The following is a 23,076-nucleotide window of genomic DNA, read 5'->3' as shown; positions in this document are numbered from 1 at the left end:
AAGGCGTCGATGGTCCACGTGCGCACGCGCCCGGCGGTTCACGCAGCCGGGCGGACGATGCAGCGGAAGCCCAGGTGGCAGGTCGATGTGTCGATCGGCTGGGGCAGCCGTGCGGCGGGGCGGTAGCGGCGGCAGTAGTTCGACGCGCACAGATGCGAGCCGCCCTTCATCACCTTGCGGGGGATGCGCTGGTGTTGACCGGGTTCGGCGCTGTCCACTTCCTGCCCGCCGGCCGGGTTGACGCGCGGCCGTGGTGCGCCGCAGCAGGTCGGGGTGCTGGTCGCGAGGCGCCGGTGGTCGGCGTACCAGTCCGACGTCCACTCCCACACGTTGCCGATCATGTCGTACAGGCCGTAGCCGTTGGCCGGGAAGGCCCCGACCGGCGAGGTGCCGGCATAGCCGTCCAACTGCAGGTTCTCGTGCGGGAACTCGCCCTGCCAGGTGTTGGCCATGTACCGGCCGCCCGGGTTGAGCTCGTCGCCCCAGGCGAACTCGCTGTCGGGCAGGCCGCCGCGCGCGGCGTACTCCCATTCGGCCTCGGTGGGGATCTGCTTGCCGGCCCACTCCGCGTAGACAAGGGCATCCGGCCACGCCACATGAGTCACCGGGTGATCGGGCCGATCGCGCAGCGACGTGCCCGGACCGCCCGGGTGCCGCCAGTCCGCACCGGGCACGTACGACCACCACTGGTACGGGTAACTCAGGTCCACCGGGTGCGAAGGCGGCGTGAACAACGCCGATGCCGGGGCGAGCATGGCCGGGTCGATACCTGGATACATGGACGGGTCCGCGGGGCGCTCGGCGATCGTCCGGTAGCCGGTGGCTTCGACGAAGGCTTGGAACTGGGCATTGGTGACCGGATGCGGGTCGATCCAGAAACCATCGACGCCCACGGGATGGGCCGGAGCCTCCTCGGGGTAATAGCGGTTCGACCCCATGACGAACCGGCCGCCGGGAATCCACACCATGCCGTCGGGTTGGTGCCGGGGGGTGGGTCGCACGGGCTGGGGGGTGGCCATGGTGTCGTTCACCTTCATTGGGTTGAGCAGGACGAGCTGCGGTACCGGTCCGACTGCGGCGCAAGCCGAAGGCGGACCCGGGACCTGTGTGGATCTCCGTTGAGTGGCTGCCGCGGGCGTCGGCCACCCGCGCAGGGCGGAGGCGAAAATGCCGGGCACGGCTCACCAGCGGGGCCGGGCGGCGAATGCGGTCAGCCGCCGCCCGGTCGTCGCCGCGGTCCGGTTGGTGACGAAACACGGCGGCTTCGGGGTGAGGCTGAACTCGCCGGTCAGGGCCACTCGCCGTCGCGCAGCGCGGCGATCATCTGGTCGAGCTGTGCGACAGCGGCGGTGAAACTCATCGGGCGACGTCCTCGTCGGAGGAGTCGTCCGTAGCGATGCCGGCCTCGACCCGGCGCAGGTCGCGGTCGTAGTGGCGGGAGGCGAACCAGAAGAAGGCCGCGGCGAACCCGCAGAACAGCGGGATCACCGCAAGTGCGGCCCGCAGACCGTAGGTGTCGGACACCGCGCCGACCACGAGCGGGCCGACGGCAAAGCCGAACAGGTTCTGCGCCACTGCCGCCATGGACATGGCAGTGGCCCGCAGCGCGGGGTGCACCACGTCCACGGACACCGAGGCGACCACGCCGAACGGGGCGGTGATGGTGAATGCCGCAACCAGGATGACGAGCAACTGCGGATTGCCCGGCGGCATCGCGGCGAAAGCGGCCGTCAGCAGAACGAGGCTCACCAGCGACAGCACGGCGGGCAGCTGCAGCCGATGGCGCCGGTCACGGCGGGCGAGGCGGTCGGCGGCGAACGACAGCACGATCTGCCCGAAGAAACCGGCGACGACGACCAGTGCCGTCCTGGCCGCGGCCTGGTCGGCCGGCAGTCCCAGGTAGCGGCTGAAGTAGCTGGGCAGCCAGGCGTACAGCGCCGACATGACCACGATCTGGGTTGCCCCGCCGAGGTACGCCCCGACGGCGGAACGCGGCCGCAGCAGCTCGGCCAGCAGCTTGCGCAGGCCGGGCTTCGGCCTGGCCGTCGTGCCGGCGGGCAGCCGGACGGTGGTGTAGTCGCGTACCAGCAGGAACAGCAGCGCCAGGACCAGGCCGGGTATGCCCACGATGACGAACGCGGCCCGCCAGCCCCACCGGTCGGCGAAGACACCGCCGAGCACAACACCCAGCACCGCGCCCAGCGACCCGGCGGAGAGGAGCGCGCCGAAGACGGTGGCCCGCAGACGCTCCGGGAACAGTCGGCTCAGCAGCGCGCCGGCGGCGGGTCCGTACCCCGCCTCGCCAAGGCCGACTGCGGCGCGGGCCGCGAACAGCTGCCCGTAGTTGTGGGTGAAGGCCGCGCTGAGGGTGGCCAGGCTCCAGATACTGCCCATCAGCGCGATGCTCTTGACCCGGCTCCACCGGTCGACCAGCAGCGCGATCGGGAAGGTGCCCAGCGCGATGGTCACCGAGACGACGGAGACCAGACCGCCGAGCTGTGCGTCGGACAGTCCCCACTCCTCTTTGAGGTGCGGGAACATCGACACGATCAGCTGCCGGGCGAGGTAGTCGGACATCATGAGCGCGAACGCCATCGCGAACACGACCCAGGCGTATCTGCGGGTCACGCCCGGTTCTCCGGCTGTCCCGGCGTTGGGCTGCCCCGCAGGGGGCGGTCCGGCCACAGTGGACGCTTCATTCATTCGATGTCGCCTCCTACTCTCGTTGTCGGGGCGCCGGCTGCCGGCGCAGGAGCCGGTACCGGGCTACGGGTCGGTGATAACGGGAAGACCTGGCCCGCCTTCTGCCGTTGCTGCCGACGGCAGAAGGCGGGCTCCAGGGGGGCTCAGCCCGCGGTGTGCGCGTCCGTCACGCTCGCCGGCACCTCGACGCTGCGCCTGAGGATCTTGCCGGTGGAGGTCTTCGGCAGCTCCGCGACGATCCACACGTGCCGCGGGTACTTGTACGCCGCCGCCTGCGCCTTGATGTGCTCGCGCAGTTCCTCGGGGGTGGCGGTGGCGCCGTCCTTGAGCGCGACGGCGGCGCAGACCTCCTCGCCGAGCGCGTGGTGCGGGATGCCAACGACGGCTGCCTCGCGCACCGCCGGGTGGGTGTACAGCAGCTCCTCGATCTCGCGCGGGTAGACGTTGTAGCCGCCGCGGATGATCAGATCCTTCTTGCGGTCGACGATGAAGTAGTAGCCGTCCTCGTCCACCCGTGCCAGATCACCGGAGCGGAACCAGCCGTCGGCGTCGATCGCTTCGGCGGTGGCCTCCGGCCGTCCCCAGTAGCCCTTCATGATGTTGTGGCCGCGGATGGCGATCTCGCCAACACCGTCCGAGACGTCCAGCAGCGTCATCTCCACCCCGTCGACCGACTGGCCGATCGACCCGGGCTTGCGCACCCGGCCGGGGTGGTTGAACGAGGCCACCGGCGAGGTCTCGGACAGCCCGTAGCCCTCCACGATGATGCAGCCGAACTCGGCCTCGAAGGCGCGCAGCACCTCCACCGGCATCGCGGAGCCGCCCGACACGCACAGCCGCAGGCTGTCCATATCGAACTTCGCCCGCTCCGGGTGGCTCAGCAGCCCGACGTACATCGTGGGCACGCCCTGGAAGATGCTGACCCGCTGGCTCTGGATGGTCTCCAGCACCGCGTGCGCGTCGAAGCGCGGCACCAGCGCCAGGCAGGCACCGGCGGCGATCGAGGCGTTGAGACCGCAGGTCTGGCCGAAGACGTGGAACAGCGGCAGCGCGCCGAGCACCACGTCACCGGCGGTGAGCGAGAACAGGTCGATGGAGACGTGGGTGTTGCTGGTCAGGTTGGCGTGGGTCAGCTCGGCGCCCTTGGGCGTGCCGGTGGTGCCCGAGGTGTAGAGGATGACGGCGGTGTCCGCCGGGTCGCGCTCGACGATCGCGGTCTGCGGGGCGGTGGCCGCGAGCAGCGTCTCGAACTCTCCCGGTGTCACCAGCAGGCACTCGGTGTCCGCAGCCGCTGCGCCGGCCACGGCCTCCTCGGCGAACCCGTGCCAGGCCAGCACCAGCTTCGCCTGAGAGTCACCCAGGTAGAATTCCACCTCACGCGCCTTGAACAGCACGTTCATCGGCACCACCACGGCGCCGGCGCGCAGGATGCCGTAGTACACCGCGGCGAACTGCGGCACGTTGGGCAGCATGCAGCCGACCCGGTCGCCGGGCTGCACGCCCCGGTCGCTCAGCAGCCCCGCCACGCGGGCACTGGCTTCGTCGAGCTCCGCATAAGTCAGCACTGTGTCGCCGAGGCGGATAGCGGGGGCGTAGCCGTCGCGTGTCGCCGAGGCGACCAAGCTGTCTGCAAGGTTGGTCATGACCAGGTCTCTCTGCGTGATGTGGTGGATGAGATGTGGGGGCTCAGTTCGCCGTGGGCGCGACGGCGGCGGCGGTGCGCAGCTCGTACGGGGCGGGATCGAAGCGACGGGTCGCGCGGCGGTACTTCCAGGTCGCGTCAGGCCAGTTCCCCGAGGCCAGCCCGTCGGCGTCCTGGTAGAAGCTGTTGCAGCCACCGACCGACCAGACCGTGCTCGCCAGCCGCGCCAGGTGCTGCTCGATGTAGGCGCGCTGCTCCTCGGCGCGGACCTCGACGCTGGTGATGCCGCGGGAGCGCATCAGGCGCAGCGCGTCCATCGCGTACGCCACCTGGCACTCCTCCTGGAACACATGGGAGTTGTGGCCGGTCGCGCTGCCCGGGCCGCCGAGGCGGAACAGGTTGGGGAAGTTGGTCACGGTGACGCCGAGGTAGGTGTGCGGGCTGCCGTTCCAGCACTCGGCCAGAGTCCGCCCGTCGCGTCCGCGCAGGTGCTCCGCGAGCGGCGGGTCGGTGACATGGAACCCGGTGCCGAAGATGATCACGTCGGCGGGGTGCTCGCGGCCGTCGGTGGTGACCACCGAGTGCGCCCGCACCTCGCGGACGCCGGCGCTGACCACCTCGACATTGGGCGCCGACAGGGCCGGATACCAGTCGTTGGAGATCAGGATGCGCTTGCAGCCCAGCTCCCAGTTCGGGGTCAGCCGCTCGCGCAACGCCGGGTCGGTCACCTGCCGGCGCATGTGCCACAGCGCGGCCTTGGTCGCGATCCGCCGCACCCGCGGCGACACCATGATCTTCCACGTCACCAGCTCACGCATCCAGTACTGCCGTCGTCGTATCAGCCGCTGCAGCCACGGCGCGGTTGCGTACAGCCGCCGCTCGAGGCGGGTCGTCGCACGGTCCATTCGCGGGGTGACCCACGGCGCCGTCCGCTGAACCACGGTCATCCGCTCGACGATCGGCTGGGTCGCGGGCACGAACTGGATCGCCGACGCACCGGTGCCGATGACCGCCACCTTGCGGCCGGTCAGATCGAGGTCGTGGTTCCAGCGGGCCGAGTGGAACACCTCACCGGCGAAGCCGTCCAGGCCCGGCAGTTGCGGGGTCGAGGGTTCGGCGATGGGGCCACTGCCGTCGATGAGCACGTCGGCGGTGAGCGATCCGGCGCTGGTCTCGATCCGCCAGCGCTGCGCGGTGTCGTCCCAGGCCGCCTCGAGCAGGCTGCAGCCGAAGCGGATGTAGGGCAGCAGCCCGTGTTCGCGGGCGACCCGGCGCAGGTAGTCGCGGATCTCGGACTGCTGGGAGAAGGCGCGGGTCCAGTGGGGGTTGGGCGCGAAGGACAGCGAGTACAGATGCGACGGGATGTCGCAGGCGCAGCCCGGGTAGCTGTTGTCCCGCCAGACGCCGCCCACCTCCTGCTCGCGTTCCAGCACGGCGAACTCCTCGCCCTGGCCTTTGAGCGCGTGGGCCGCGGCCAGCCCCCCGAACCCGGCCCCGACAACAACGACGCGGAGGTGTTGTGGCTCGAACTCAGCGTTCATGTGTGGAGCTCCTCTAGAAAAGCTAACGTGAGTCGCGTTACGCTCCCACCCATGTCAGGAGTCGTCAAGAGTCCAGAACCCGAGGAATCGCCCCGTGCCGGGCGGGACCCGGACCAGCCCGTTCGCAGCCGCCGTCGACAGCCGGTCCAGGCCCGTAGCCGCGAGACCGTCGAACGGATCCTCGACGCCGCAGCCGTCCTCCTCGAGGACGGCGGCGTCGAGGCCGTCACCACCCGTGCCATCGCCGAGCGCGCCGGCATCACCGCGCCCTCGCTCTACCGCTTCTTCGCCGACCGTGAGCAGATCCTCGACGCGCTGATGGAACAGCACCTGGAACGGCTCAGAGCCTCCCTCTCCGAGGACGAGGCGGGCTGGTCTCCCGCGTCGCTGGCGGAGCTCGTCGGGCGCGAACTCGACTCCTTCGTCGCCTACTTCCAGGCCCACCCCAACGCCGCCCGGCTGTGGCTGGACGGGCGGGTCTCGCCCACGGTGCGGGCCGAGGTGCTGCGCAGCCAGCGCCTCACTGCCGAGCGCCTGCACGACCTGGCCGTCGCGGCCGGCCTGGCCGACCCGCAGACCGATCCGCTCGTCTTCGTAATGGCGGTCGAGCTGGGCGACCGGATCCTGGACCTGGCCTTCCGGGAGCGCCGCGACCCCGACCCCGACGTGATCCGCCACGGCCGGATCGCACTCGCCGCCTACCTGGAGGCCGCGCTGCGGCCGTAGGCCCACCCCCGCCCGATGCCGCGATGCCGGGCGGGGGGGCACCGCACCATCGGCACCCACCAGACTCCGGCGGCGCCGGTCACCGGACACGCGTGGCCTGCGGCGCCAGGCTGTCACCGATCCCAGACAGGAGGGGCCCCATGCCCTTGCATGACGATCTCCCCCGCACCGCCCTGCCCATGCCCGACCGGCCCCGGCCCGGGCTGACCACGTACGACGCCCGGGACCCGGAGACGTCGTTCGAGGCGATCACGCCGCTGCGGCCGCCGGCGGGCGCGCCGAACGTCCTGGTGATCCTGCTCGACGACGTCGGCTTCGGCGCCTCCAGCGTGTTCGGCGGCCCGATCGACACCCCGGTGGCGCAGCGGCTGGCCGACGGCGGGCTGCGCTACTCCCGGTTCCACACCACCGCGTTGTGCTCGCCGACCCGGCAGGCGCTGCTGACCGGCCGCAACCACCACTCGGTCGGCATGGGCGCCATCACCGAACTGGCCACCTCCGCCCCCGGATACAACACGATCCGCCCCAACTCCAAGGCGCCGCTGCCCGAGACGCTGCGGCTCAACGGCTACGCCACCGCGCAGTTCGGCAAGTGCCACGAGGTGCCGGTGTGGGAGACCAGTCCGGCCGGTCCGTTCGACCGCTGGCCGACGGGCAGCGGCTTCGACTACTTCTACGGCTTCGTCGGCGGGGAGACCAACCAGTACTACCCCGCGCTGTACGAGGGCACCACCCCGGTGGACCCCGCTCGCACCCCGGAAGAGGGCTACCACCTGACCGAGGACCTCGCCGACCGCAGCGTGGACTGGATCCGCCGCCAGCACGCGCTCCAGCCAGACCGCCCGTTCTTCCTCTACTTCGCGCCCGGCGCGACCCACGCCCCGCACCACGCCCCCAAGGAGTGGTGCGACCGGTACGCGGGCCGCTTCGACGCCGGCTGGGACGCGCTGCGCGAGGAGATCTTCGAGCGGCAGAAGCAGCTCGGTGTGATACCGGCCGACGCCGAGCTGACCGCGTTCAACCCGGAGATCCCGCACTGGGACGAGATGCCCGACGAACTCAAGCCGGTGCTGACCCGTCAGATGGAGGTCTACGCCGGCTTCCTGGCCCACACGGACGCCCAGATCGGGCGTATGGTGCAGACCCTGGACGACCTGGAACTGCTCGACAACACGCTGATCTACTACATCATCGGCGACAACGGCGCCTCGGCCGAGGGCACCCATCACGGCAGCTTCAACGAGGCGATCAACTTCAACGGCCTCAGTGCGCTGGAGTCGACGGACTTCCTGCGGGCCAAGATGGACGAGTTCGGCTCGCCGACTGCGTACAACCACTACGCGGTGGGCTGGGCGCACGCGATGTGCACGCCGTACCAGTGGACCAAGCAGGCGGCCTCGCACTGGGGCGGCACCCGCAACGGCACCGTCGTGCACTGGCCCGCCGGCATCACCGCTCGGGGCGAGGTCCGCGAGCAGTTCTCCCACGTCATCGACGTCGCGCCGACAGTCCTGGAGGCCGCCGGGCTGCCCGAGCCCACCACGGTGCACGGGGTCACCCAGGCCCCCATCGAAGGCGTGAGCATGGGCTATTCCTTCGGCGACGCCTCCGCGCCCGAGCGGCACCAGACGCAGTACTTCGAGATCGGCGGCAACCGGGGTATCTACCACCGTGGCTGGACCGCGGTCACCAAACACCGCTCACCCTGGGAGCTGGTGGGAGCGAAGCTGGTGGCCTTCGACGACGACGTGTGGGAGCTGTACGGCCCCGACGACTGGACCCAGACCCGCAATCTGGCAGCCGAGCAGCCCGAGACGCTCCACAAGCTGCAGCGGCTGTGGCTGATCGAGGCGACCAAGCACGGAGTGCTGCCGCTGGACGACCGGGCGGCCGAGCGTTTCAACCCCGACCTGGCCGGCCGTCCGCAGCTCATCCGCGGGAACACCCAGGTGCTCTTCCCGGGCATGGGGCACCTCAACGAGAGCTCGGTCATCAACATCAAGAACAAGAGCCACGCCGTCACCGCGCAGGTAGTGGTCCCGGAGCACGGCGCCGAGGGCGTCATCCTCTCCCAGGGCGGCATGTCGGGCGGCTGGAGCCTCTATGCCCTCGACGGCCGACTGCGCTACTGCTACAACCTGGTGGGCCTGCGGCACTTCTACGTCTGCTCGGACGACAAGCTCCCGGCCGGCGAGCACCAGGTGCGGATGGAGTTCGACTACGACGGCCCCGGCCTGGCCAAGGGCGGCACCGTCACGCTCTACCTCGACGGTACCGAGGTGGGCCGCGGGCAGCTGCCGGTGACCCAGGCCATCGTGTTCTCCGGCGACGAGACGACCGACGTGGGGCACCAGTCAGGCTCGCCCGTCACGCCCGACCAGCCGGCGCGCGGCAACGACTTCACCGGCCAGATCCGGTGGGTGCAGATCGATGTGGACGCCGCCGCGGCCAACCAGGAGCACCTGATCCCGATCGAGGAGCGCTGGCGGATCGCCATGTCCCGGCAGTAACCAACCGGTCATTGACGAAGGAGGCGGGCTGCCCGTCCGGCGAGCAGCCCGCCTCCGCACTCCAGGACCCGACCTGACATCGGCTCAGGCGCTCGACCGATAAGGTCCGCACCGCCGCCCATCCCAGCGCCAGGCCCGTCCACTCCGCGCAGACGAGACGGTCGGGCCCGCAACCTGGGTGTGCCACGGCACACCCCAGAAGCCCAAGCGTGTGTGTTCGGCGATGGCACGCGGCGCACCTCCGCCACACGTTGATCCCCCACCGCCAAAGCGGAACGGCAGACACAGCGTGCGCCACGACCGCGGCCCCCGAACTCCCCCGCCCCCACCGCAAACCGACCAGGAGCCCCCACCATGAACGAGATCACCTTCACCAGCGGCAACGACCAGTGCTCCGCCTGGCATCTCCCGGCGACCAGCGACGCGTTCGCAGCCGCGGGCGGACGGCCGTGCGTCGTCATGGCGCCGGGCTTCGGCGGCACCCGTGGCGACGGCCTGCTGGGCTATGCCAAGGGCTTCGCCGCCGCCGGAATCGACGCCCTGCTCTTCGACTACCGCGGGTTCGGCACCTCCGGCGGATCGCCCCGCCAGCTGGTGTCCGTCCGGCGCCAGCGCCAGGACTACCACGCCGCGCTCGCAGCCGCCCGCCGGCTGCCGGGCGTCGACCCCGAGCGCATCGTGCTCTGGGGTGTTTCCTACGCCGGCGGCCACGTGCTCGCGGTCACCGCCCAGGACAAGCGCGTCGCGGCGACGATCTCCCTGACGCCGGCGGTGGACGGCATCGCGGTGCTGGCGCAGCTCGCCCGCAACGGCGGCCTGGGCTACCTGGTCCGCGCGACCGTACACGGACTGCGCGACGCGTCCAGGGCGCTCACCGGCCGCAGACCGCACCTCGTTCCGATGATCGGCGAGCCGGGCTCGAACGCGATCATCCCCCGCGAGGGCGGACTGGAGGCGTACCGCGCCCTCGCAGGCCCGACGTGGCGCAACGAGATCTGTGCGCGCGCGGCGCTCGAGGCGGGGTTCAACCGGCCGATCAGCTCCGCCTCACGGGTCACCTGTCCGTGGCTCGTTCAGGTCGGGATCAGCGACACCATCGCCCCGCCCCACACCGGCCGCCGCGCTGCCGCCAAGGCGGGCGCCCGGGCCGAGCTGCGGGAATATCCCTGGGACCACCTGGACGTCTATGTCGGCCCCGGCCAGGAGAAGGCCCTGGCCGACCAGCTCGACTTCCTGCGCCGCGCCGCCCTCTGAGGGGCGCCGAAGAGACCAGCGAGTCCGCGGCTCCAAGCCGTACCACGCCACCACTGAACCCGGCCGCCGTCGACATACGGCAGGAGGAGACCGCCGAGTCTCCATACGCAAGCAGCGCCCTCGTGCACGGCCGACGCGGACACGGACGAACAGACGAGTTGCAGCCGAGCAGCCTGGCATCCCCACCCGGCCTGTCACCCGGCGCGTCCCACCGGACCGCGTTCCTCACCGGAAACCGGAGTCATCCATGAACGTCAAAGACCTGGACAACCGTGTCGTCCTCATCACCGGCGCCGGCAGCGGCATCGGCCGCACCACGGCGCTGCTCAGCGCACGGCGCGGCGCCACACTCGTCCTCTGCGACCGCAACGAAGCCGGCCTGAACGAGACCGCGGTGGCTGCCCGGGCCCTCGGCAGCAAGGTGTTCGCGCAGACCGTCGATGTCACCGACCCCGCGGCGATGGACGCCTTCGCCGACGCCGTGCACGCCCAGTACGACGCGGTCGACCTGCTCATCAACAACGCGGGTATCGGCGTCCTGGCCGGGTTCATGGAAACCACGCCCGAGGACTGGGACCGGCAGATGGCGGTCAACATCAAGGGAGTCGTGCACGGCTGCGAGCGCTTCATCCCGCGCATGATCGAGCGCGGCACCGGCGGGCAGGTCGTCAACGTGGCGTCGGCCGCCGGGTACAGCGCAACCCCGGTCATGTCCGCGTACTCCGCCACGAAGTTCGCGGCGTTGGGCCTCACCCTGAACCTGCGCCTCGAGCTGCGCCCGCACAAGATCGGAGTAACCGCCATCTGCCCTGGTCTCATCAACACCGCGATCACGCGTACCAGCATCGTCCGCGGGGCCGACGCCGACGCGCATGCCGCCCGGGTTCAGAGCATGTACGAACGTCGCGGCTATTCGCCCGAGCGCGCAGCGGTGGCCATCCTGCGTGCGGCGGGACGCAACCGCGCGATCGCGCCGATCGGGCCCGACGCCCGCGCCCTGTACGTGATCAACCGCCTCTCGCCTGCTGCTGGCCGCTGGGTCGCGACCCGCACGACCAGCCTGTTCGACTGATCATGACGAATGCGACGCCGAATTTCGACGATCTTCAGCTCGAGATCTCGCGACCGCGCGCGCTGCGGCGAAATCGGGCGCGCCGATGGCCGCCTCGACACTCTCGGTCGACCCGCTAGAGGCCGTCGCCGCACAACTCGGTGACACTCCCGGGTTCTTCCAGCTCTACACCCCCAAGGACCGCGAGCTCGCAGAATCCTTCGTCTCGCGCGCCGAGGCGGCCGGCTTCAAGGGCATCGTCGTCACCCTCGACACCTGGCAGCTGGGCCGGCGCCCACGCGACCTGACGCTCGGCAACTTCCCGCAGCTGCAAGGCCACTGCCTGGCCAACTACTTCTCCGATCCGGTGTTCCGGGCCAAGCTCGCCAAGCCCCCGGAGGAGGACATGCCGGGCGCGGCACTCGTATGGGCCTCGGAGTTCGCCGACCCGACGCTCAACTGGGACGACCTGGCATGGCTGCGGTCGATGACCAAGCTGCCGCCGCTGCTCAAGGGCATCTGCCACCCCGACGACGCACGGCGCGCGATCGACGGCGGCGTCGACGGCATCTACGTCTCCAACCACGGCGGCCGCCAGGCGAACGGCGGCATCCCCGCGATCGAGCTGCTCCCCGCAGTGGCGGAGGCCGCAGGCAGCACCCCGGTCATCTTCGACTCCGGTGTCCGCGGCGGGGAACGTCGGTGGCCATCCTGAAGCGAGCGGTAGGGCAGCGGGCTTCAGATACAGGTCACGCTCGGGATCCCCTTGCACGCGGGCCGGGGCCCGCTTCAGCTGGCGCTTCCCGGTGGCGCGGTCGGCGTGCAGCCCGTGCTCGTAGTGGGCCAGTCAGGCATACGCCAGCGCCCACTCGAAGCCTTCGGGGGCGATCTCGAAGGCGAGGACGGCTTCTTGGCCTTCCCTTGGTCCCCCACCCGCAGCGGCACGTCATCCAGAGGAACGATGGCCTGATACATGTCGAGCAGTGTTCACAGTCCCTTTTGACTCTGCCATCCACAGTCGGCGTAACGGCATCGCAATGCGCTGGTCAGGGGCGGTGTGAAGACAGGTACCGCCACCAGCCCAGCCCTCCCCTCAGCAACGATCTCAGGCCGACGCAGCCGACGACATCAAGTCCTCCAGCTTGTTGAGGCTCTGAGTCCAGCCTTCCTCGTGAAGAGCTTGGCGCCGCTCCGTGGCGAATTCGCCATGGGTGAGGTCCAGCTCGGACGATGTACCGCCCAGGTCCCGAAGCGACAGCGCCACCACGGTCTCGCGGTCCTCGGGATCGGGGTCCTCCCACTGAAAGGTGTAGGACAGGAGCTCCGGAGGGGCCACCTCGAGAAATTCGCCCACCAAGTAGAACGGATCACCTTCCGGAGGCTGCATCACAATCCGATAACCACCTCCCGCCCGAAGGTCGCTTTCCACACTCGGGATGGTGAACCCGTCAGGGCCCCACCACATGGCCAGCTCCTGCGGCTCGGTCAAGGCTCGGAACACGACCGAGCGCGGTGCGCCGAGGACACGCTGCATATGCAACTTCAGTCCGCCATCGCGCGTCATCACGAACCTCCTCCAGCCGAAGGCATCGAGATTGACCAACGCCCCTATCGTATTGCTCCAGCAGTAGGGGCGTATTTGGTTGTGCTCAAGGGGTGATCCAGGTGAGGTCACCCGTGATCATCGCGTCGCCCAGACTGCCGCTGGCCATGTCGCCCGCAGTGCAGCCCTAGCTACTCACCAGTCACATGACCTGCGGGGACGGCCCGAGCAGGCGTTGCCACCCTCCGTGCCTTGCTGACCGGATACCGCCGCCTCAGCCCCCGCTACGAACGGCACCCCGCAACTACCTGGCCCTTCTTGGCCTTGCGGCAGCCCTGTGCTGCTACAAGCGACTCGTCCGCCTCACCACATAGGACACCGTCTTGGTCATGCGAAGAGGAACAGGCTGATGGTCGCTGCGCAAACTGCGGCGCACCAAGCCTCAAACAGGGCGCGAAGTACAGTCGGAGCGCGTCGTAGGTCCATGAAATGGAGACCGACGAGCCTGGCCTTGAAAAGCGCGACGACGAGAATGACGACGCTCGCGCGTCGATGGCCGCCAGCACCAAATCCGTGCGTCGTACCCAGCATCCAGGACAGCGTCGTGAGCGCGACCAGGATTGCCCAGACGGCGGTGGCTTTCGTCCGCAGCAGCACGATTGTCACTCACCTCACCAGGAATACGAGCGGGAAGATGATGAGCCAGAGCAGGTCGAGCATGTGCCAAAAGCATGCGCCGCCTTCGAAAATCTTGTATTGACCGGTGGTGAGCTCGCGCTTTCTCGACAGTGTCAGCAGCACCGCGAGCACGATCAGCCCCGCGCACAAGTGCGCGAGATGCAGGCCGGTCAGCGTGAAGTAGTACACGAAGAAGGAGTTCATGTGCGACGTGATGCCGGCAGCGAACAGGTGGTGATACTCGATCGCCTTGATTCCGACAAAGGCCAGTCCGAGCCCGATCGCACCGGCGAGGAGCCGGGGTGCGTAGTGACGCTGTGGGGTGCGCACGACACGCGTAGCAAGGACGACGAGGACGGAGCTGGACAGCAGCACAAGGGTGTTGACCGTGGCGAGATTGCCATTGAGGGTGCTCTGCGAGGCTGCGAACAGAGCAGGCTGCCGGCCGCGCTGCTGCAGGTACACGAGGAACAAGACCGCGAAGACTGTCATGTCGCCGAGCAGCATGATCCAGAGACCGGTCTCGCCGGGAATGCGCCGTGCGGACGAGGCCCGCGGTGGCGGCTCGGCGGGAACGTCTGTCGTGGTCGCCATCTGTGCCCGCACGGTCAGGCCGTTGCGGCGAGGATCGGCGGGGTCGTGGTCGCCTCGTCGTCGTCTTCCTGATGCTTGATCGCGTTGAACAGCAGGAAGACCATGACTGAAAACCACGTGACGATGAGAGCGAGCGGTGCCCAGAAGACCAACAGGCCGTCCCACGCGAATGGCCCGGTTCTGGTCAGGAAGGCGATCGGGCCGGCCTCGAACATCACGGCTACCCAAGCGGTGAAATAGCCGAACCAGCGAGGGAATGGGGAGTGTGGCATCGTCGGTGTGCGGAGGCAGAACACGACGACCGCAACGAACATGAAGATGAAGTACTGGACCGTCGTCGCCAGGGTCAGCATGCCCAGTTCGTGCATCAGGGCGGTGGCCTGTGGATCGCGCGACGGCGTGTACGCGGCGACTCCCCAGAAGATGGGCGGCAGCACCATGAAGATCGAGGACATGACGCCGCTGGCGCCCGCCGCTATCGACCATACCCGGCGACCGCCCTCGAGCCGGCCGAGCTGCACCGCGATCACCACCGACAGCGGCAGCAGGAACGCGCTGGTCCAGGAGGCGATCACAGCGCCCAGGCGGATACGGGTGTGCCGGTGTGCGTACCAGTCCGAGATCTGCTCAATCGACAGCGTGGCCCGCGGCGGCGGGATCATGTTGAACAGGAGCCCGAGGTTCAGGGCGTAGATGAGCAGGAGGGTCACGGCCCACCAGATCAGGATTCGCTGCGCTCGCTTCGACAAGGTACTCACTCCGCTTCCGTTACCGGGACGTTGGTTGAAATGGGGCGCGACGTGGCGCAGTTCGGTGTCCATCGGCTGCCTGATGGCGTCTGTGCGCTGGGGCGGACGCGGACCCGTCAGAGAACGCGGCGCAGGAAATCGAGCTGATCGGCGACTATCTGCTCTTGCGCGGTGCCGAGGTAGACATCCATATGGTCGAGCGGGTACTCCCGCAGCTCGGCGTGTGCACCCGCCTTCGCGGCCGCACGGCGGGCCGTGGCGGCCGGGGCGATGGTGTCGCACGTGGCGACCTGGACGAGCAGCGGGCAGGCAAGGCGCGACGCGAACCTGATCGGCCGGTTGAACCCCGCTTGGAGCGCCACACGCGCGCATACCTCGTTGCGCCAGCTCGGCCCCGCGATCGCGCTGTACAGGTGCTCGCCGCCCTCCCTCGCGAAGATCGCACGCGAGCCCGGTTCGCCCACCACTGCCACGAAGTACGGCGGGCGGCCGGTCAGTGCCCGTAGCCCGTCGCGCAGTCCGTGTGCCGACGAACGAGCGATATGACGCAAGCCGGCGGTGCGGGCGAGCTGCAGCAGCACCGGGATGCCGTCCATCGCGGGTGTCACCGAGATCGTCGCCGCGACGCGTCGGTCCTGGGCGGCCACCGCTACCACGTGCCCGCCCGAGTATGAGAATCCCGATGGCACGATCCGCTCGGCATCGACGCCTGGCAGCCGGCGAGCCGCTGCGATCGCAGCGTGCAAGTCCTCCCGCTGGCGCCGCACCGACACGAGCTGACGGGGGCGCCCACCGGACTCGCCGAACCCGCGGTAGTCGAAGAGCAGGACGTCGATGCCGGCCGCTGCGAACTCCTCGGCATAGCCGAGCAAGCTGTTGTCACGGGTTGCCGCGAAGCCCGGCGCGATAACGACACACGGACGTCCGCCCGGCCCCTCGAAGGCGTCGCTTTTGGCGGGGAGGTGCCAGGCGGAGCAGCGATCGCTGCCGCTGGCGAAAGTGATCTCGTGCATGGTTGGCTTCCTGCTCGATGTGGGCAGACGTCGATGCGTGCGACGCCGGGCCGTGCGCGGGAATGTGGGGCTATTGCGGCAGCGTGGCGTCGAGGTAGGCGATCAGCGCGACTCGGCCGTAGGCGATCACGTCGGAGTCAGGGTCGCTGCGCTCTCGGAACGCGAGTTCGAGAGTCCGGTCCGCGAGTTCGACCGCCACCACGAATACGAGCAGGTCGGTCTGCGGCGTGACCAGTCCGGCTGCGACGGCCAAGCCGTGCAAGCGCTCGGCGGTGCTGCGGTGGTAGCGCAGTACCTCGGCGCGCACGGTCGGCGACACTCTTCCGTCCAGCCACAGCCGGGCGGCATTGGGGTGGTCGCGGTAGTAGCCGGCGTAGGAGTCGAGTTCGCGCTCGACGAATTCCGCGACTGACGTCGGCGCCCAGTCCGCCTCAACCGCGGCCACGTGGGCCGTGAGCCGTTCCAGGTGGCGCTCGACCAGCGCGTCGAGGATCTGCTCACGGTCGGCGAAGAAGCGGTAGAGCGACGCTGCGGTGATGCCGGCGTGATCGGCGATGACACGGGTGGTCACGGCATCGACGCCGCCCTCGTCGATGAGCCCGGCCGCCGCGTCCAGGATGCGCTTGACGGTCTCGCGGCTGCGGGTCTGCACGGGCTCCCGTCGCCGCGGTCGATCGGACCTGGCCTCGTCCACTCCCGGTCGGGGCGAACCGGCGCCCTGACTGCTCTTGACGGATGCTGTCATGGCTGAAAATCTAACGCAACTCGCGTTCGCTTTTCAAGGGGTGCCAGACGTGCCAGCCGGTTCGAGCCGCCGCATCTCGGCGTCGTGGTTGTCGGGGCCGGCTTCGTTGGCCCCGCCGCGGCCCACGCGCTCAAGGGCCGGAAAGAGCCCCTCCTCGTCCTCGAGCGTGAGCAGGAGGTGGGCGGCGTCTGGTGCAACACACCTGTCCCGCCTGCGCGTGCGACATCCCGTCGAACCTCTATTCACTGCCCTTCGCGACCTCAGCAGGGAGAGCAGCATGTCGACCACACTTCCGACCTCGTACCGTCCCACCTCCGAACACCCATCGCTGTGTCAGGTGGCCTTCTCCGTCATAGACCTCGCGCGCACCGAGCGGTGGTTTCGCGAAGGGCTCGGCTTCTGGCCGGCAGGTGGGGCGCGAGCGTTGATGCGCGGTCCGCTCGCGTCGGCGGTGCAGGGCCTGCCGCGCGTGGCCTCGACCTGCCGGTGGCTGGTTGACCGCAACGAGTGGTTTCAGCTTGAGATGTTCCAGTTCGAGCGCCCGCTGGCGCGGCTGATGCCGCCCGACCGGACGCCGAGCGACATCGGGTACTCGCGCATCGGTGTCTGGGTCGCCGACTTCGACGAGACCCTGATTCGGCTGGCGCGGCTCGCCTCACCGCCGCTCACCGCTCCGGTGGGCCCACCCGGTGCGCGGCGAGCCTGCGTGCGCAATCCCGACGGCGTTTTCGTCGAGATCATGGAGGACGACCCGCTGGACGGTGCCGCACGGAGTGTTGCCCGGGCGACATGTTCGGTCGCGCTGCGGTCGGTCACCCTGTCGGTGCCGGATCTCGCCCGCTCGGCCGCGTTCTTCGACGGACTTGGCCTCGCCCGCTCGGCCGCCGCGCTGCGCATACCCGAGCACGAGGCGTTGTGGGGCCTGCCAGGGGCGCAGACCCGCAGTGCCGTGTACCTCGCCGGCGACGTCCTGGTGGAGGTCGTCCAGTACCTCGATCCGGTCGGGCGGGACCGCCCGGCGGACCACCGGATCTCTGATCAAGGCATACTCAACATCGCCTTCGGCGCGCGCTCGCGACGCGACCACGACGACCTGTACCAACGGGCACGCCGTGCCGGAGCGGTGCCGAACACCAAGCCGCGTCACCTGCCCGGCGCCGGCGTCGTCTACGTCAATGATCCTCAGCAGTTCTCCGTCGAGCTGCTGTGGATGTCGGCGAAGTCCGACAAGCACTGGGGATTCACCGCGAAGTCGGCCGACCGGCGACCGAAGGCCGACACCCACGCCGTCGAGCAGACGGTGCGCATCGCCGCACCCGTCCAGGCCACCTGGGACGTCATCACCGACCACGACAACATGGCCAGCTGGCTCGGCATCGGCTCGGCGCGACGCATCGTCGACGGCACGCCCGAACGAGACGGCCGCGGATCGCAACGGCTGCTGAAGCTGCCCGGGACAACAGCGACAGAACAGGTCCTGACGTTCGAGCCACCGACCACATATCGGTACCGCGTGATCAATGGATCGCCGTTCGTCTGCCACCAGGGCGAGATCTCGCTTCGCGCCGATGGAGACGAGACTGACCTCACCTGGACGATCCGCTTCCGGCCAAAGGTGGTTGGCAGCGGACGCCTGCTGCGCATCGCACTGTCGGTTGCGCTCAGCCGCGTGCTGCGCTCCGGTCTGAAGCCGCACGTCGAAATCGGTCACGCAACGCATGCCGGGCACACGACTTCGCCTGAGGACGGACCGTCAGCGCCGACACGATGACCGCAGCGGCCTGCTCCGATGGCTGCTCGACCTTTGCCCCGCCCGCTGGCTGCGGGCGGGCGGGACTCCGGCCCGGCCGACCGCCCAGATGTTTCGGAGGGCCTGTCGGGCCTGGTCATGTGCTGTTTGGCGCGCCTGGGTGTCGAGCGTCGGGGTTGGAGGTTCGGTGGTACGGGCCCAGGAGCAGCGCCGCGTCGTCTTCGCTGGCTGCGACCTCGGCGAATGCGTCAGCTGCTGTCAGCCGGATGACGGTAGGTCGGTCGCCGAGCCGTTTGACCTCATTGTCACGGGCCGGTCGTTGCTGATTCAGCGCGTCGGCGGGGATGAGTACGTTGCGGAACAGGAACGGGGCCTTGGTCCAGACGAGGATGTCGCGAACCCAGCGTCCATACCCCCGGCTCCACTTGGGCCGGAGGCCGTCGACCGCTCCGCTCTCGACCCGGATGGCGCCGCGGAATGCGCCGGGTTGCCGTTTCACCCAGCGCTTGCGGCCGTACACGACCACGGCGACAAAGACGACGACGGCGAGGTCGACACCGAGCACGGCGAGTAGTGCGATCAGCATGTGGGCCTCCAGGGTTCTGCTCGAGTCGTTGCGGGGACGCGCTGAGTGGGTGAATCATCGGCCGTCAGCGAGCAGGCGAAGCGCTCGCAGGCCAGGCAAGAAGGCGTACATCGCCAGCCGCACGGCGACCCTCCCCCGACGCCTACATCAGGTACATGGCGTCCCCGTCGACGTCGAGACCACGCTGCCGAAGTTCGGAACCCAGCTGCCGCACAGAGCGAAACGGTAGACCAGATACTCAACGGTCATTTCGGGACTGAAGATTTCCATGTAACGCCCCGCCATCTCCAGGTAGCGGCGACAGTCACCCCACATTCGTCACATTAGCACCGAATCGGACCGGGGTAGATGCCGGTCCGATTGGCGCAGCACCATCACGTGGTGACGTGTTGTGTATGGCGGCGACGGTGCCCATGCTGGTGCCTGGGCCGACGCCGATGTCAACCAGCCTTCTCTTGTGTCAACTATGATTCTTCGTCACATCAAGTCACCGTCGTACCCGCGGCATCCCCAGTCCGATCCAGGAAATGATCTCGCGCTGGATCTCGTTGTTGCCGCCGCCGAAGGTGAAGATCACGGCGGAGCGGTATCCGCGTTCGAGTTCGCCGTGCAGTACGGCCCCTGCCGAGCCCTCCTTGAGGGGGCCGGCCGAGCCGACGACCTCCATCAGCCAGGCGTAGGCGTCGCGACGGGCCTCGGAGCCGTAGACCTTGACCGCGGAGGCGTCCTGCGGGGTGAGTGTGCCCTGCTGGACGGCGTTCACCATCTGCCAGTTGAGCAGCTTCATCGCGTCCAGCCTGGTGTGGGTCCTGGCGAGGCGGCCGCGTACCCAGCCGAGATCGATGACCCGGCGGCCGTCGGCGAGCTTGGTGTCGGCGGCCCAGCGCTGGACATCGCGCAGCGCGCGAATGGCCATGGTGCCGTGGGCGGCCAGGGTGACGCGCTCGTGGTTGAGCTGGTTGGTGATCAGCCGCCAGCCCTTGTTCTCCTCGCCGACGCGGCGGGACGCGGGAACGCGGATGTTCTCGTAGTAGCTGGCGGTGGTGTCGTGCGAGGCAAGGGTGTTGATCAGGGTGCAGGAGTAGCCCGGGTCGGAGGTCGGCACGAGCAGCATGGTGATGCCCTTGTGCGGCGGGGCGTCCGGGTCGGTGCGGACGGCCAGCCACACCCAGTCGGCGGTGTCTCCGTTGGTGGTCCAGATCTTCTGGCCGTCGACCGTGTACCAGCCGGTGGTCTCATCGCCCTCGCGGACGGCGCGGGTCCTGAGAGCCGCGAGGTCGGTGCCGGCGTCGGGCTCGCTGTAGCCGATCGCGAAGTCGATCTCACCGGCGAGGATCTTGGGCAGGAAGTAGGCCTTCTGCTCCTCGGTGCCGAACTGCATGATCGTCGGTCCGACGGTGTTCAGAGCCATCAGCGGCAGCGGCACCCCGGCCTGGGCGGCCTCGTCGAAGAAGATGAACTGCTCCATGGGGCTCAGGCCGCGGCCGCCGTACTGCTGCGGCCAGCCCACGCCGAGCCAGCCGTCAGAGCCGAGCCGGCGGATCGTCTCGCGGTAGAAGCGCTTCTGGGCGCTCGGCTCGGCGTAGCGGGCGTAGGCGTGGTCGGGGACCAGTTCGGTGAAGTAGGTACGCAGCTGGGAACGCAACTGCTGCTGCTCCGGGGTGTATTGAAGGTGCACGGCCCCTCCAGATGTCTCACGGTCCGTCAGTCCGCGGCGCGGCGCACACAGTAGAACGTGTTGCAAGAATCCGGAAGGGCGGTGACCGGCCGGGCGCCCCGGACTACAGGGCGCGGTACACGGCGTCGATCAGTGCCATCTTGCGCGGGTCGTCGGCGATGTGCGGGCCCATGCGGTTCATGACGTAGCCGAGGCTGACACCCGCTTCCGGGTCCGCCAGACCGCAGGAGCCACCGAAGCCGTCGTGGCCCAGCGCACGCGGGTTGGGGCCGTACGATCCGTTCTCGCCGCTCAGCCACAGACCGAGAGCGACCTCCGTGTCATGCGTGAACCCCATGCCCAGCACCAGGTCACGGCAGCTGCCCTGACCCTCGCGCACGCGTTCGGCGGCTTCGGGGGTGAGCACCCGCTTCTCGCCCAGCTTTCCGCGCCCGGCGAGGATGCCGTACAGGGAGGCGACCGCGCGAGCGGTGCCGTGGCCGTTGGCGGCGGGAATGTGGGCGGCACGCCAGGCAGCCGAGTTGGCGGCGTCCACGCCGGTCATCGGGTTGATCAGGGCGGCCAGGGCGACGGGCTCCAACTGGGCGAAGACCGCGGCCTGTTCACTTCTCGCCTCGGCCGGAGGGTGCACGAGCTCGGCCACGCGCCCGGCCTCCTTCTGCGGCAGTCCGATGGTGAAATCGATGCCGAGCGGCCCGGCGATCTCCTGCTCCAGGAAGTCGCCCGGCATCAGACCGGTGATCCGCCGCACGACCTCGCCGACGAGGAAGCCGTAGGTCATGGCGTGGTATCCGGAGACGGTACCGGGCTCCCACCACGGCTCGGTGGCCGCGAGCCGGGCACAGGTCAGCTCCCAGTCGTAGAGCTCGTCGAGCGAGTGCGGCTCGCGCAGTCCCGCGAGGCCCGCGCGGTGCGAGAGCAGGTGGCGTACGAGGACGCCCTCCTTGCCGGCCGCCGCGAACTCGGGCCAGTACGTGGCGACCGTCGCGTCCAGATCGAGCAGCCCGCGGTCGGCGAGCAGATGGGCGCACAGTGCGGTCGGGCCCTTGGTCGTGGACCACACGTTCACGAGTGTGTCGCTCTGCCACGGCCGGCTCCGCGCGGGATCCGCCCAGCCGCCCCACAGATCGACCACGGCCCGGCCGTCGAGCATGACCGTGACCGCAGCGCCAAGTTCACCCCGCTCGCGGAAGTTCTGCTCGAACGCGGCGCGCACGGCGTCGAAGCGTTCGTCGCAATGGCCTTCGATGCGGATGGGGCGCTCGGTCATGGGTTCCTCCGTCGGCTCGACCTGCCGAGAACATACCGACTGGTCGGACAGCCGGGAAGACGGCGTACCGCAGCGGCGTCGGGACGGGTCTGCCCCCGCCGCGGTCCTCAGCCGACGCTCGCCGCACGACCGCCTGCCAGCGGTGTTCCCCGGTCGGGAGAACGGGCGCTCGGAGATCACCCCGGCGGCTCGTCTCCGTCCCGGCCAGAGCCGTTCTCGCCCAAAAACGCTTTGCCCACGCCGCGGAGAGGTCGCTACCGTCGCGCCGACGCGAGAGGCGCGTGATCACGTGCAGGGGGAGGTTGATGAATATGGCCGCCGTCGGCCTGCATCTGCATGCCCATGACCGGTCCGCGCGACAGCAGAGCGTGGTCCGGGTCGTTCCGACGACCAGGAGTGACACGTGTCTTCCTACCCGACAGCCCACGCCGACCTGACGACCGACCGCCTCGTTCTCCGGCCCTGGACCATGGCCGAGGCCGCTGCCACCCTCGGCAACACCAGGTCGGTTCACTGGGCGGACGACTTTCCCGCCGAAGGCGATCGCGTTGTCGCGGCCCTCTTCGACCAGCACCCCGCCTGGCTCGGCGAACATGGCCACCGCCTGATCATCGAGCGTGACAGTACCTTGGTGGTCGGCTCGATCGGCCTGTTCTGGCCGCCGTCCGAGGGCACCCTCGAAATCGGGTACGGCGTCGTGGCTTCCCGCCGCAGCCGGGGCTACGCCTCCGAGGCCGCCCGAGCCCTGGCGGAGTTCGCCTTCACCGCACCAGATGTCCACACCGTGTTCGCCACCGTGGAGCCGTCGAACCCGGCCTCTGTCCGTGTTCTGGAGAAGGCGGGCTTCCACCGATGGGCCACCGAGGAGAACGTGGCCCGGTTCAGGATCACGAGACCGCACCCCCAGGAGGCGTGATCCGGTGAGGCCGGCGGCATACCGTCGGCCCCACCGCGGCCGCGGGGCTGGTCGCGGGCGCAGGTCCTGCCCCGGGACATACACCGGGAAGCCCAGTCCCGCTCGCGCGCCGCCCATGCCCGGGGAA

19 protein-coding genes and 4 pseudogenes are annotated in these 23,076 nt (G+C 69.3%); 9 read left to right on the top strand and 14 right to left on the bottom strand.

What is annotated here, in order from left to right:
- Positions 1-38: 38 nt before the first annotated feature.
- The 4 genes from OHS70_RS34665 to OHS70_RS34650 all read right to left on the bottom strand — a co-directional run bounded on the left by OHS70_RS34665 (position 39) and on the right by OHS70_RS34650 (position 5,886).
- Entirely contained in the window at positions 39-1,019 is a 981-nt protein-coding gene (locus OHS70_RS34665; RefSeq protein WP_328404163.1) for a formylglycine-generating enzyme family protein, read from the bottom strand.
- Between the two features lie 337 nt (positions 1,020-1,356).
- Positions 1,357-2,628, bottom strand: a complete 1,272-nt coding sequence (locus OHS70_RS34660) for an MFS transporter (RefSeq protein WP_328404162.1) — start codon at positions 2,626-2,628, stop codon at positions 1,357-1,359.
- Positions 2,629-2,846: 218 nt separating this feature from the next.
- Positions 2,847-4,346 carry a long-chain-fatty-acid--CoA ligase gene (locus tag OHS70_RS34655; RefSeq protein ID WP_328404161.1) on the bottom strand — a complete coding sequence of 500 codons (1,500 nt, stop codon included), beginning with the start codon at positions 4,344-4,346 and terminating at the stop codon, positions 2,847-2,849.
- A gap of 43 nt (positions 4,347-4,389) precedes the next feature.
- The gene (locus tag OHS70_RS34650; RefSeq protein WP_328404159.1) at positions 4,390-5,886 is read right to left on the bottom strand and encodes a flavin-containing monooxygenase; all 1,497 of its coding nucleotides are present in this window, start codon (positions 5,884-5,886) and stop codon (positions 4,390-4,392) included.
- A gap of 51 nt (positions 5,887-5,937) precedes the next feature.
- Between OHS70_RS34650 and OHS70_RS34645 the strand changes: the two genes are divergently transcribed.
- From OHS70_RS34645 to OHS70_RS34625, 5 genes and pseudogenes are all read left to right on the top strand, one after another.
- Positions 5,938-6,612 (top strand): TetR/AcrR family transcriptional regulator, encoded by a 675-nt coding sequence (locus OHS70_RS34645; RefSeq protein WP_328404157.1) that lies wholly within the window; start codon positions 5,938-5,940, stop codon positions 6,610-6,612.
- 140 nt (positions 6,613-6,752) lie between these two features.
- On the top strand, positions 6,753-9,122 hold the full coding sequence (locus OHS70_RS34640; RefSeq protein WP_328404154.1) for an arylsulfatase: 2,370 nt from the start codon (positions 6,753-6,755) through the stop codon (positions 9,120-9,122).
- Positions 9,123-9,476: 354 nt separating this feature from the next.
- Positions 9,477-10,376, top strand: coding sequence for an alpha/beta hydrolase (locus tag OHS70_RS34635; RefSeq protein ID WP_328404152.1), 900 nt, complete (start codon positions 9,477-9,479; stop codon positions 10,374-10,376).
- A 247-nt stretch (positions 10,377-10,623) separates the two neighbouring features.
- Positions 10,624-11,448, top strand: a complete 825-nt coding sequence (locus OHS70_RS34630; protein WP_328404150.1) for an SDR family NAD(P)-dependent oxidoreductase — start codon at positions 10,624-10,626, stop codon at positions 11,446-11,448.
- 43 nt (positions 11,449-11,491) lie between these two features.
- Positions 11,492-12,121: pseudogene (locus OHS70_RS34625) on the top strand (alpha-hydroxy-acid oxidizing protein); the annotation flags it as partial.
- 11 nt (positions 12,122-12,132) lie between these two features.
- Here OHS70_RS34625 and OHS70_RS34620 read toward each other — a convergent pair.
- A pseudogene (locus tag OHS70_RS34620) lies at positions 12,133-12,443 on the bottom strand (DUF4291 family protein); the annotation flags it as partial.
- Positions 12,444-12,532: 89 nt separating this feature from the next.
- Complete coding sequence (locus OHS70_RS34615) at positions 12,533-13,030, bottom strand: SRPBCC family protein (RefSeq protein WP_328404148.1); 498 nt, start codon at positions 13,028-13,030, stop codon at positions 12,533-12,535.
- A gap of 195 nt (positions 13,031-13,225) precedes the next feature.
- Between OHS70_RS34615 and OHS70_RS34610 the strand changes: the two are divergent.
- A pseudogene (locus OHS70_RS34610) lies at positions 13,226-13,344 on the top strand (IS5/IS1182 family transposase); the annotation flags it as partial.
- Between the two features lie 13 nt (positions 13,345-13,357).
- Here OHS70_RS34610 and OHS70_RS34605 read toward each other — a convergent pair.
- The 5 genes from OHS70_RS34605 to OHS70_RS34585 all read right to left on the bottom strand — a co-directional run bounded on the left by OHS70_RS34605 (position 13,358) and on the right by OHS70_RS34585 (position 16,749).
- Positions 13,358-13,636 (bottom strand): cytochrome C oxidase subunit IV family protein, encoded by a 279-nt coding sequence (locus OHS70_RS34605; RefSeq protein WP_328404146.1) that lies wholly within the window; start codon positions 13,634-13,636, stop codon positions 13,358-13,360.
- A complete protein-coding gene (locus OHS70_RS34600) occupies positions 13,637-14,242 on the bottom strand; it encodes a cytochrome c oxidase subunit 3 (protein WP_328404144.1) in 606 nt (201 codons plus the stop codon).
- 14 nt (positions 14,243-14,256) lie between these two features.
- Entirely contained in the window at positions 14,257-15,063 is an 807-nt protein-coding gene (locus OHS70_RS34595) for a hypothetical protein (protein WP_328404142.1), read from the bottom strand.
- Between the two features lie 44 nt (positions 15,064-15,107).
- Positions 15,108-16,004 carry an alpha/beta hydrolase gene (locus tag OHS70_RS34590; protein WP_328404140.1) on the bottom strand — a complete coding sequence of 299 codons (897 nt, stop codon included), beginning with the start codon at positions 16,002-16,004 and terminating at the stop codon, positions 15,108-15,110.
- Positions 16,005-16,074: 70 nt separating this feature from the next.
- On the bottom strand, positions 16,075-16,749 hold the full coding sequence (locus OHS70_RS34585; RefSeq protein WP_328404138.1) for a TetR/AcrR family transcriptional regulator: 675 nt from the start codon (positions 16,747-16,749) through the stop codon (positions 16,075-16,077).
- Positions 16,750-16,833: 84 nt separating this feature from the next.
- Here OHS70_RS34585 and OHS70_RS39200 point away from each other — a divergent pair.
- Positions 16,834-16,935, top strand: a pseudogene (locus OHS70_RS39200) (NAD(P)-binding protein); the annotation flags it as partial.
- Between the two features lie 151 nt (positions 16,936-17,086).
- Positions 17,087-18,520, top strand: coding sequence for an SRPBCC family protein (locus OHS70_RS34580; RefSeq protein WP_328404136.1), 1,434 nt, complete (start codon positions 17,087-17,089; stop codon positions 18,518-18,520).
- Positions 18,521-18,635: 115 nt separating this feature from the next.
- On the opposite strand, the gene OHS70_RS34575 is transcribed toward OHS70_RS34580, so the two are convergent.
- The 3 genes from OHS70_RS34575 to OHS70_RS34565 form a co-directional block, all read right to left on the bottom strand.
- On the bottom strand, positions 18,636-19,085 hold the full coding sequence (locus tag OHS70_RS34575) for a hypothetical protein (protein WP_328404134.1): 450 nt from the start codon (positions 19,083-19,085) through the stop codon (positions 18,636-18,638).
- Between the two features lie 487 nt (positions 19,086-19,572).
- On the bottom strand, positions 19,573-20,763 hold the full coding sequence (locus OHS70_RS34570) for an acyl-CoA dehydrogenase family protein (RefSeq protein WP_328404132.1): 1,191 nt from the start codon (positions 20,761-20,763) through the stop codon (positions 19,573-19,575).
- Between the two features lie 103 nt (positions 20,764-20,866).
- Positions 20,867-22,033, bottom strand: a complete 1,167-nt coding sequence (locus OHS70_RS34565) for a serine hydrolase domain-containing protein (protein ID WP_328404129.1) — start codon at positions 22,031-22,033, stop codon at positions 20,867-20,869.
- Positions 22,034-22,436: 403 nt separating this feature from the next.
- Here OHS70_RS34565 and OHS70_RS34560 point away from each other — a divergent pair, with 403 nt between their 5' ends.
- A complete protein-coding gene (locus OHS70_RS34560) occupies positions 22,437-22,949 on the top strand; it encodes a GNAT family N-acetyltransferase (RefSeq protein ID WP_328404127.1) in 513 nt (170 codons plus the stop codon).
- The last annotated feature ends 127 nt before the right edge of the window (positions 22,950-23,076 follow it).

Source organism: Streptomyces sp. NBC_00390, assembly GCF_036057275.1.
Classification (GTDB): Bacteria; Actinomycetota; Actinomycetes; order Streptomycetales; family Streptomycetaceae; genus Streptomyces.
The sequence above is the reverse complement of the archived record's forward strand: the minus strand, read 5'-3'. Positions and strand labels throughout refer to the sequence as shown.